This window comes from Pseudomonas sp. UMAB-08, from assembly GCF_900095225.1.
Taxonomy (GTDB): Bacteria; Pseudomonadota; Gammaproteobacteria; order Pseudomonadales; family Pseudomonadaceae; genus Aquipseudomonas.
In genome coordinates this window covers 109022-118035 of record NZ_LT607426.1, presented here as the reverse complement: position 1 = coordinate 118035, position 9014 = coordinate 109022, and the positions used below count along the sequence as shown (strand labels likewise).

9 protein-coding genes are annotated in these 9014 nt (G+C 57.1%); 7 read left to right on the top strand and 2 right to left on the bottom strand.

What is annotated here, in order from left to right; translation table 11 throughout:
- Positions 1–453: 453 nt before the first annotated feature.
- The 5 genes from K0F75_RS19715 (at position 454) to K0F75_RS19695 (ending at position 4304) form a co-directional block, all read left to right on the top strand.
- Entirely contained in the window at positions 454–1092 is a 639-nt protein-coding gene (locus K0F75_RS19715; RefSeq protein ID WP_219063649.1) for a peroxiredoxin, read from the top strand.
- A gap of 341 nt (positions 1093–1433) precedes the next feature.
- Positions 1434–2399 (top strand): sulfonate ABC transporter substrate-binding protein, encoded by a 966-nt coding sequence (locus tag K0F75_RS19710; protein WP_219063648.1) that lies wholly within the window; start codon positions 1434–1436, stop codon positions 2397–2399.
- A 28-nt stretch (positions 2400–2427) separates the two neighbouring features.
- Positions 2428–3225 (top strand): aliphatic sulfonate ABC transporter permease SsuC, encoded by a 798-nt coding sequence (gene ssuC / locus K0F75_RS19705; RefSeq protein WP_219063647.1) that lies wholly within the window; start codon positions 2428–2430, stop codon positions 3223–3225.
- A complete protein-coding gene (gene ssuB, locus K0F75_RS19700) occupies positions 3222–4037 on the top strand; it encodes an aliphatic sulfonates ABC transporter ATP-binding protein (protein ID WP_219063646.1) in 816 nt (271 codons plus the stop codon). Before ssuC ends, ssuB begins: the two co-directional genes overlap by 4 nt.
- Before the next feature lie 51 nt (positions 4038–4088).
- The gene (locus tag K0F75_RS19695) at positions 4089–4304 is read left to right on the top strand and encodes a molybdopterin-binding protein (protein WP_219063645.1); all 216 of its coding nucleotides are present in this window, start codon (positions 4089–4091) and stop codon (positions 4302–4304) included.
- 99 nt (positions 4305–4403) lie between these two features.
- On the opposite strand, the gene K0F75_RS19690 is transcribed toward K0F75_RS19695, so the two are convergent.
- Both K0F75_RS19690 and K0F75_RS19685 read right to left on the bottom strand, forming a co-directional pair.
- A complete protein-coding gene (locus K0F75_RS19690) occupies positions 4404–5036 on the bottom strand; it encodes a TetR/AcrR family transcriptional regulator (RefSeq protein ID WP_219063644.1) in 633 nt (210 codons plus the stop codon).
- A gap of 108 nt (positions 5037–5144) precedes the next feature.
- Entirely contained in the window at positions 5145–6521 is a 1377-nt protein-coding gene (locus K0F75_RS19685; protein WP_219063643.1) for a glutamine synthetase family protein, read from the bottom strand.
- Positions 6522–6799: 278 nt separating this feature from the next.
- Between K0F75_RS19685 and K0F75_RS19680 the strand changes: the two genes are divergently transcribed.
- Together K0F75_RS19680 and K0F75_RS19675 are read left to right on the top strand one after the other, a co-directional pair.
- Positions 6800–7576, top strand: a complete 777-nt coding sequence (locus K0F75_RS19680) for a gamma-glutamyl-gamma-aminobutyrate hydrolase family protein (protein WP_219063642.1) — start codon at positions 6800–6802, stop codon at positions 7574–7576.
- Positions 7577–7613: 37 nt separating this feature from the next.
- A complete protein-coding gene (locus tag K0F75_RS19675) occupies positions 7614–8972 on the top strand; it encodes a glutamine synthetase family protein (protein ID WP_219063641.1) in 1359 nt (452 codons plus the stop codon).
- Positions 8973–9014 lie beyond the last annotated feature (42 nt).

The following is a 9014-nucleotide window of genomic DNA, read 5'->3' as shown; positions in this document are numbered from 1 at the left end:
CGCCAATGCAAAGCAGTGCGGCCAGCCCGGTTTTGTATTTAGCGAGTGCACTTGAATAAACCGAACGCCGGGTCCGGGTCAGCCACAGTCTGTACTCCATGATGAAACCACTCCTGCGGCACCGTCGGCGATCGTTATGCAACGAACAGATGAATGTAAGAAAGTCGGACGGGGAGCGCCTGTGGATAAGCGTCATGCGCCTGTCGTGACCGGGTGCAATTGTGCAGGTCCAAAAGTAAACGGATGGTGAAAGCGGAGTGAAAATTTAAATACAGTGAAGGCGCAAGATGAGCAATGTGCTGAATGAAGGGCGTCATTCAGGTCTGGTTTAAGCAGAATAAAGAGCAGATCCATATATTCCAAAAAAGCATAGATAAGTTGATATTTATTCTTTTTAAAATATCCGGGGAAGAGGCAGAGTGAGCACACCATACTCAGCCCAGGAGCCGCACCATGAGCCTACGACTTGGCGACATCGCCCCCGACTTCGAACAGGAATCAAGCGAAGGAAAAATCCATTTCCATGAGTGGCTTGGGAACAGCTGGGGTGTGTTGTTTTCCCACCCGGCCGACTTCACGCCGGTGTGCACCACTGAGCTGGGTTTCACTGCCAAGCTCAAGGATGAATTTGCCAAACGCGGGGTTAAAGCGATTGCGCTGTCGGTGGACTCGGTCGATTCCCACATCAAGTGGATCGATGACATCAATACCACCCAGAACACGATCGTTAATTTCCCCATCCTGGCCGACGCCGACCGCAAGGTTTCGGACTTGTACGACCTGATCCACCCCAATGCCAGCGACACCCTGACTGTGCGTTCGCTGTTCGTGATCGATCCGAACAAAAAAATTCGTCTGACCATCACCTATCCCGCCAGTACCGGGCGCAATTTCCATGAAATTCTGCGGGTCATCGACTCACTGCAACTGACCGATAACTACAAAGTCGCAACGCCGGCCAATTGGCAGGATGGCGATGACGTGGTGATCGTGCCGTCGATCAAGGATGAGGACGAAATCAAGAAACGCTTCCCCAAAGGCTATAAAGCCGTGACGCCTTATCTGCGTCTGACGCCGCAACCTAATCGCTGAACATCTGTATCCGCCGCGAATCCTTTGTAGGCGCGCGCTTGCCTGCGATGGCGGTGTGTCAGATACGCTGCTATCGCGGGCAAGCACGCTCCTACAGGTGATGTACCAAAAAAGGGCCGTTGAATCGGCCCTTTTTTTCGTCTGCGATGTGCAGGTGTGCTGATTTCATGCGCTCAAATCTCATATGCAATTTAAGAATAAACAAATGAATAAATAAGATTTATGGATATAAAAAACACCTGTTAATGTCTGTCCACTTAGCGAAATCGCTAACCCCCACCTTACTCACCCGCCAACGGGCAAGCAGGTGCAACTTCATAGCTACAGCAAAGGAGAGCGCCATGCGCACTGTCATTTTGCGTCGAAGCTTGGTCGCTCTGTTTGCTGCGGCTGTCACCTTCGGCGCCATTACTCAAGCCCAGGCAGAAACCCTGCGCATCGGTTATCAGAAGTACGGCACGTTGGTTTTGTTGAGGGCCAAAGGCACGTTGGAGAAGCGCCTCGCCGAGCAAAACGTGCAAGTGCAATGGACTGAATTTCCCGGTGGCCCGCAATTGCTTGAAGGGCTGAACGTTGGCTCCATCGATTTCGGCGTGACCGGCGAGACGCCGCCCGTGTTCGCCCAAGCGGCCGGTGCCGACCTGCTGTATGTCGCGTATGAGCCGCCTGCCCCGACCAGTGAAGCAATCCTGGTTCCCAAGGATTCACCGATCACGTCGGTAAAAGATCTCAAAGGCAAAAAAGTTGTACTGAACAAAGGCTCCAACGTGCATTACCTGCTGGTGCGTGCGCTTGAAGATGCCGGCCTGAAGTACAGCGATATCCAGACCGTATTCTTGCCGCCGGCCGATGCGCGTGCCGCGTTCGAGCGCGGCAGTGTGGATGCCTGGGTTATCTGGGACCCCTACCAGGCGGCCGCCGAGCAACAACTGCAAGCACGCACCCTGCGTGATGGCACCGGCATCGTCGACAACCATCAGTTCTATCTGGCAACCAAGCCGTACGCTGAAAAGCACCCGCAAGTGATTCAGACATTGGTTGAGGAAGTTCGCGCCGTCGGCGAGTGGTCCAAGGCCAACCCCGATGAAGTGACCCAACAGGTCGCGCCATTGCTCGGCCTGTCGCCGGACATCACCCGCACTGCCGTTAAACGCCAGGGCTACGGGGCGCTGTTCATCAGCCCTGACGTGGTCGCGGCACAGCAGAAAATCGCTGACACCTTTTACCAGCTCAAGTTGATTCCCAAGCCGCTGAGCATTAAAGACGTGATCTGGACGCCCCCGGCCAAAGTAGCCACGGCTCAGTAATCAATAGGCCCCTAGAGGAGACAACTCCATGAGCCTCAGTGCTTCGCAAAAAATCATTCACAGGCTGGCGCCTTGGGCACTTCCAGTCTTGTTGTTGGCGGTCTGGCAACTCTCGGTCAGCGCGGGCTGGCTTTCGACCCGCATCCTGCCAGCGCCGAGCGCAGTCATCGAAGCAGGCATAAGCCTGGTGCGCAGCGGCGAAATCTGGACGCACCTGGCAATCAGTGGCTGGCGTGCCGGGATCGGATTCGCCATTGGCGGTGGTCTCGGCCTGGCGCTGGGCTTTATCACAGGCCTGTCGACATGGGGTGAACGCCTGCTTGACAGCTCGGTGCAGATGATTCGCAACGTGCCGCATCTGGCCCTGATTCCGCTGGTGATCCTGTGGTTTGGCATTGATGAGTCGGCGAAGATTTTTCTGGTGGCGTTGGGCACCGTGTTTCCGATTTACCTGAACACCTATCACGGGATTCGCAACGTTGATCCGGCGCTGGTGGAAATGGCGCGCAGTTATGGCCTGTCCGGTTTCGCGTTGTTCAGGCAGGTGATTTTGCCGGGCGCATTGCCCTCGATTCTGGTGGGGGTGCGCTTCGCTCTGGGCTTTATGTGGTTGACCCTGATCGTGGCTGAAACCATCTCCGCCAGTTCCGGGATCGGTTATCTGGCAATGAATGCCCGGGAGTTTCTGCAAACCGACGTAGTGGTCCTGGCGATTCTTTTGTACGCGGTGCTCGGCAAATTGGCTGACCTTGCGGCGCGCGGTCTGGAGCGTGTCTGGCTGCGCTGGCATCCGGCGTATCAAACAGCAAAAGGCGGTGCGGTATGAGCAGTCTTAAACAGCAACAGCCGCCTCACCTGCTGCGCGGTATTCCGCTGGCGGTACGCAAGCTGCGCAAAACCTTCGGTCAGCGCGAGGTACTGCGCGATATCGATCTGCATATCCCGGCGGGGCAATTCGTCGCGGTGGTCGGTCGCAGCGGTTGTGGCAAAAGCACCTTGCTGCGTCTGTTGGCCGGTCTTGATAAGCCAACGGGCGGTGAACTGCTGGCGGGGTCGGCACCGCTCAGTGATGCATTGGAGGACACCCGTTTGATGTTTCAGGAAGCGCGGTTGCTGCCCTGGAAAAAAGTCATCGATAACGTGGGTCTTGGCTTGGAGGGCAACTGGCGCCCACGCGCTTTGGAAGCACTGGATGCCGTGGGCCTGGCGGAGCGCGCCGATGAATGGCCGGCAGCCTTGTCCGGCGGGCAAAAGCAGCGCGTGGCCCTGGCTCGGGCACTGATCCACCAACCGCGTCTGCTGCTGCTCGATGAGCCGCTCGGCGCGCTGGACGCACTGACCCGCATCGAGATGCAGCAACTGATCGAACGGCTTTGGCAAAAGCATGGCTTCACCGTTCTGCTGGTCACCCACGACGTCAGCGAAGCCGTGGCCATTGCTGATCGGGTGATCCTGATCGAAGAGGGCCAGGTCGGCCTCGACGTGCTGATAGACCTGCCTCGTCCAAGAGTACGCGGCTCGCATCGCCTGGCCGCGCTGGAAACTCAGGTACTGAACCGGGTGCTGCAGATACCCGGCTCGCCGCCTGAACCGGAACCTGTTTCACCGTTGCCCACGCAGTTGCGTTGGGCCCAATAACCGATTCGTACCGATACCGTTTGAAACCCTAACTCCTACAGGAAAAACATCATGACTATTAAAGCTATCAACGTCCGCAACCAGTTCAAAGGCACCATCAAAGAAATCCTCGAAGGCCCGGTGTTGTCGGAAATCGACGTACAAACAGCGTCGGGTGTCGTCACTTCCGTGATCACTACCCGCTCGGTCAAAGAGTTGGAACTGGTGGTTGGCAGCGAAGTGATCGCCTTCGTCAAATCCACTGAGGTGTCGATCGCCAAGTTGTAATCGATGCGTTGCAGACAACCCCGGACGGCCAAAGCCCTTCGGGGTTTTTTAGGTGAAGCTATTCGCAGGCAAGCCTGCTCCTACAGGGGATCGTGTCTATCAGAGGACACGTTTGAGCAGATACGGCGGTAAATACAATCCCAGGTACGCATCGAACACCCGCATGCCTTCTTCGGCCATGCGCGGGGTGATTTGGTCGTGGAGCTGCACCGAACGGGCGTAAACCCGGTCGCCGAGTTCCATCGCCAGCGCAAACACGTCGACATCGTCCGGCAGGGCAGGGAGCTGGAAGTGCCGGGCGAACAGCGCGTGCATCAGATTGCCGAGCTCGATATCGTGCTGCCGGTCGGCCTGGGTGACTTCGGTCAGGCCGTGTTGCGCGAGGATCAGTTGGCGGGCGGCGGCATCGGCGCTGTAGATACTCAGCATCCGCTGCTCGACCAGTCGTGACAGGTCACGCCAGCTCGTCAGTTGTTCGTGCTCTATGGGCGCTTGCAGGCAGGCGCGGAAGGCGGCGTGGACGTCTGCGGTCAAGGCTTCGAGCAGGGCCGGGACGCCAGCAAAGAAGTGATAGACCGAAGACGGTGGTATTTGCGCGCGTTCGGCAACGCTGTAGATCGACAGACTGGCCACCCCCTCGGCGGCAAGCAGCGTGCGGGCGGCATCGAGAATCGAGTCGATCCGGGCCTGGCTGCGTGCGCGGGGTTTGCGGGGCGCGGCGGGTCGCGTCATGGGTGATTTCCTGTTTTGGGCTGCGGCCATTGTACGGGTTGCAGGGCAGCGGCCACAAAAAAACGCCGCCAACCTTGCGGCTGACGGCGTTCTTTTTATTGCACAGCGTTAGACGGTGTGCAGGTACCAGTTGTATTCGAGGTCGGAGATGGAGTGTTCGAACTCTTCCAGCTCACTTTCCTTACAGGCGACGAAGATATCGATGTATTTCGGGTCGATATAGCGCGCCATGATTTCACTGTCGTCCAGCTCGCGCAGGGCATCACGCAAGTTGTTGGGCAGGCTTTGTTCGTTCTGCTCGTAGGAGTTGCCTTCTACCGGGGCGCCTGGCTCGATCTTGTTGGTCAAGCCGTGGTGCACGCCCGCCAGCACAGAGGCCAGCAGCAAGTACGGGTTGGCATCGGCACCGGCTACGCGGTGTTCGATACGCACGGCATCGGGAGCGCCGGTCGGAACGCGCAACGCGACCGTCCGGTTGTCCAGGCCCCAGCACGGCGAGTTCGGCACGTAGAACTGTGCGCCGAAACGACGATAGGAGTTAACGTTCGGGCACAAGAACGCCATTGATGCCGGTAGGGTCTCGAGCACACCGCCGATCGCGTGACGTAATGCGGCGTTCTGCTCGGGATCCTCACTGGTGAAGATGTTTTTGCCATCGCGATCAAGGATCGAGATGTGGACGTGAAGACCATTACCCGCCTGACCCGGATAGGGTTTGGCCATAAAGGTCGAATCCATTTCGTGGTCGTAAGCGATGTTCTTGATCAGACGCTTGAGCAGTACCGCGTAGTCGCATGCCTTGATCGGGTCGGCAACGTGGTGCAGGTTCACTTCGAACTGCGCCGGGGCACTTTCCTTGACGATGGCGTCAGCCGGGATGCCTTGTTCCTTGGCACCTTCCAGAACGTCCTGGAGGCAGTCGACGTATTCGTCCAGGTCATCGATCAGGTAAACCTGAGTCGAATGAGGGCGTTTGCCGGAAATCGGCGAGCGCGGAGGTTGTGGACGACCGTTCACGTTCTCCTGATCGATCAGGTAGAACTCAAGTTCGAATGCGGCGCAGATAGTCAGGCCCATTTCATCGAACTTGCTGACGACCTGACGCAGTACTTCGCGGGGGTCGGCAAAGAAGGGTTCGCCTTCGATTTCGTGCATGGTCATCAGCAGTTGCGCGGTTGGGCGCTTTTGCCATGGTTCATTGCACAGGGTGCCAGGGATCGGATAACAGATTCGGTCAGCATCACCGATATCCAGACCCAAGCCGGTGCTTTCCACCGTTGAGCCATTGATATCCAAGGCAAATAAAGAGGCCGGCAAGTTAATGCCTTTCTCGTAAACCTTATGGAGGCTGGTGCGTTCTATGCGCTTACCGCGCACCACACCATTCATATCTGCAATCAGAAGGTCAACGTACAGAACCTCAGGATGTTCCTTAAGGAACGCGTTCGCTTCGTTAAGCTGAACGGCACGCGGGGGTACCGACATGATGCAACACCTTTGTTGTTAAAAATATCAATCATCGAGCTTCGTGGGATTCAGTCAATCCGAAAGCCATCATGAAGTCAATAGAGCTCTTTTTTGCACTCAAAAAGCGCTAAGAGGCCGTTTTTGCCGCAAATTAGGGCAAGTATTGCGTTTTGACAGCCTTGGGATCTGCGAGCTTGAGCGGGCTGTGTTCTATTTTTTACGGGGGTGTTGTGAAAAAAAATGAACAAGGCTAAGCTCGATTGCAACCCATAACACCAATAATACTCGGGGGTTCCATGTCTCGCCTGCCGTTAATCGGCGTGACCGCCTGCACCAAGCAGATAGGTCTGCACAGTTATCACATCAGTGGCGACAAGTACGTCCGCGCAGTCGCAATCGCTGCCAAGGGCTTGCCGCTGATATTGCCGTCACTGGCTGAATTATTTAACACGGCCCAGATACTCGCCAGCGTCGATGGACTCTTGTTCACCGGTTCGCCCTCCAATGTCGACCCCTCTTATTACGACGGTCCAGCCAGCGCGCCGGGCACCGCTCATGATCCTGATCGTGACCGCACTACTCTACCCCTGATTCGTGCTGCTGTGGCAGCGGGCGTACCGGTGTTGGGAATTTGTCGGGGGTTTCAGGAGATGAACGTGGCGTTCGGTGGCAGCCTGCATCAGCGTGTTCATGAAGTTGGAACATTCATGGACCACCGTGAACAGGACAACGAGCCGCTCGACGTCCAGTACGGGCCAAGCCATACCCTGCATATCCAGCCGGGCGGCGTGCTCGCGGGCCTTGGCCTGCCAAGCGACATTCAAGTCAATTCGATTCATGGTCAGGGCGTTGAGCGTCTGGCGCCGGGCCTGCGTGTCGAGGCTCTGGCGCCTGACGGGTTGATCGAGGCGGTCTCGGTCACGGCAGGCGCGGGTTTTGCTTTAGGTGTGCAATGGCACCCCGAGTGGCAAGTGACCTCGAACCCGCATTATCTTGCGATTTTCCAGGCATTTGGCGATGCCTGTAGAAAGCGGGCAATTCAACGCGACGCAGCCGCGTCAAAAAGTGCCTGACCCCTTAGGGGCCGGGTGTTTACCTCCTGAGGTATTTATGAGTACCAACCTCGACCAGCTCACCGATTGGTTGAAAGAGCACAAGATCACTGAGGTCGAATGCATGATTGCCGACCTCACCGGGATTACTCGCGGGAAGATCTCACCGACCAACAAGTTCATTGCCGAAAAAGGCATGCGCTTGCCCGAGAGTGTGTTGCTGCAAACGGTCACCGGCGACTATGTCGAAGATGACATCTATTACGAACTGCTGGACCCGGCGGACATCGACATGATCTGCCGCCCCGACCAGAACGCGGTGTTCCTGGTGCCTTGGGCTATCGAGCCGACGGCTCAGGTGATCCACGACACCTACGACAAGCAAGGCAACCCGATCGAGCTGTCGCCGCGCAACGTATTGAAGAAAGTACTGAAGCTCTATACCGACAAGGGCTGGCAGCCGATTGTGGCCCCGGAAATGGAGTTTTACCTGACCAAGCGTTGCGAAGACCCGGACTTCCCGTTGCAGCCGCCGATTGGTCGCTCCGGTCGCCCGGAAACCGGTCGCCAATCGTTCTCTATAGAAGCTGCCAACGAATTCGACCCGTTGTTCGAGGATGTTTACGACTGGTGCGAACTGCAGAACCTGGACCTGGACACGCTGATCCACGAAGACGGCACGGCGCAGATGGAAATCAACTTCCGTCACGGTGACGCGTTGTCGCTGGCCGACCAGATTCTGGTGTTCAAGCGGACCATGCGTGAAGCCGCGCTGAAGCACAACGTTGCGGCGACGTTCATGGCCAAGCCAATGACCGGCGAGCCAGGCAGCGCCATGCACTTGCACCAGAGCGTGATCGATATCGCCACTGGCAAGAGCATCTTCTCCAACGAAGACGGCTCGATGAGTGAGCTGTTTCTGTGCCACATCGGTGGCCTGCAAAAATTCATCCCCGAGCTGCTTCCATTGTTCGCGCCGAACGTCAATTCGTTCCGCCGATTCCTGCCCGATACCTCGGCGCCGGTGAACGTGGAGTGGGGTGAAGAGAACCGGACTGTGGGCCTTCGGGTGCCAGATGCCGGCCCGCAAAACCGTCGGGTGGAAAACCGCCTGCCGGGTGCCGACGCCAACCCGTATCTGGCCATCGCAGCGAGTCTGCTGTGCGGCTACATCGGTATGGTCGAAGCAATCAACCCCAGTGCGCCGGTCGTGGGTCGTGGTTATGAGCGGCGCAATCTGCGTCTGCCTCTGACCATCGAAGACGCGCTGGAGCGAATGGAAAACAGCAAGACAATCGAAAAATACCTCGGTAAGAAATTCATCGTCGGTTACGTTGCGGTCAAGCGTGCCGAGCATGAGAATTTCAAGCGCGTGATCAGCTCTTGGGAACGTGAGTTCCTGCTGTTCGCGGTCTGATTATGATGGGCGCGGCTATGGTCGGCCGCGCCACTTTGAATA

Excerpts from the sequence above, each read along its gene's own strand:
- K0F75_RS19675 (WP_219063641.1), top strand. The coding sequence starts at position 7,614 with ATGAGTACCAACCTCGACCAGCTCACCGATTGGTTGAAAGAGCACAAG.
- ssuC (WP_219063647.1), top strand. The coding sequence starts at position 2,428 with ATGAGCCTCAGTGCTTCGCAAAAAATCATTCACAGGCTGGCGCCTTGG.
- K0F75_RS19680 (WP_219063642.1), top strand. The coding sequence starts at position 6,800 with ATGTCTCGCCTGCCGTTAATCGGCGTGACCGCCTGCACCAAGCAGATA.
- K0F75_RS19690 (WP_219063644.1), bottom strand. The coding sequence starts at position 5,036 with ATGACGCGACCCGCCGCGCCCCGCAAACCCCGCGCACGCAGCCAGGCC.
- ssuB (WP_219063646.1), top strand. The coding sequence starts at position 3,222 with ATGAGCAGTCTTAAACAGCAACAGCCGCCTCACCTGCTGCGCGGTATT.
- K0F75_RS19695 (WP_219063645.1), top strand. The coding sequence starts at position 4,089 with ATGACTATTAAAGCTATCAACGTCCGCAACCAGTTCAAAGGCACCATC.
- K0F75_RS19685 (WP_219063643.1), bottom strand. The coding sequence starts at position 6,521 with ATGTCGGTACCCCCGCGTGCCGTTCAGCTTAACGAAGCGAACGCGTTC.
- K0F75_RS19710 (WP_219063648.1), top strand. The coding sequence starts at position 1,434 with ATGCGCACTGTCATTTTGCGTCGAAGCTTGGTCGCTCTGTTTGCTGCG.
- K0F75_RS19715 (WP_219063649.1), top strand. The coding sequence starts at position 454 with ATGAGCCTACGACTTGGCGACATCGCCCCCGACTTCGAACAGGAATCA.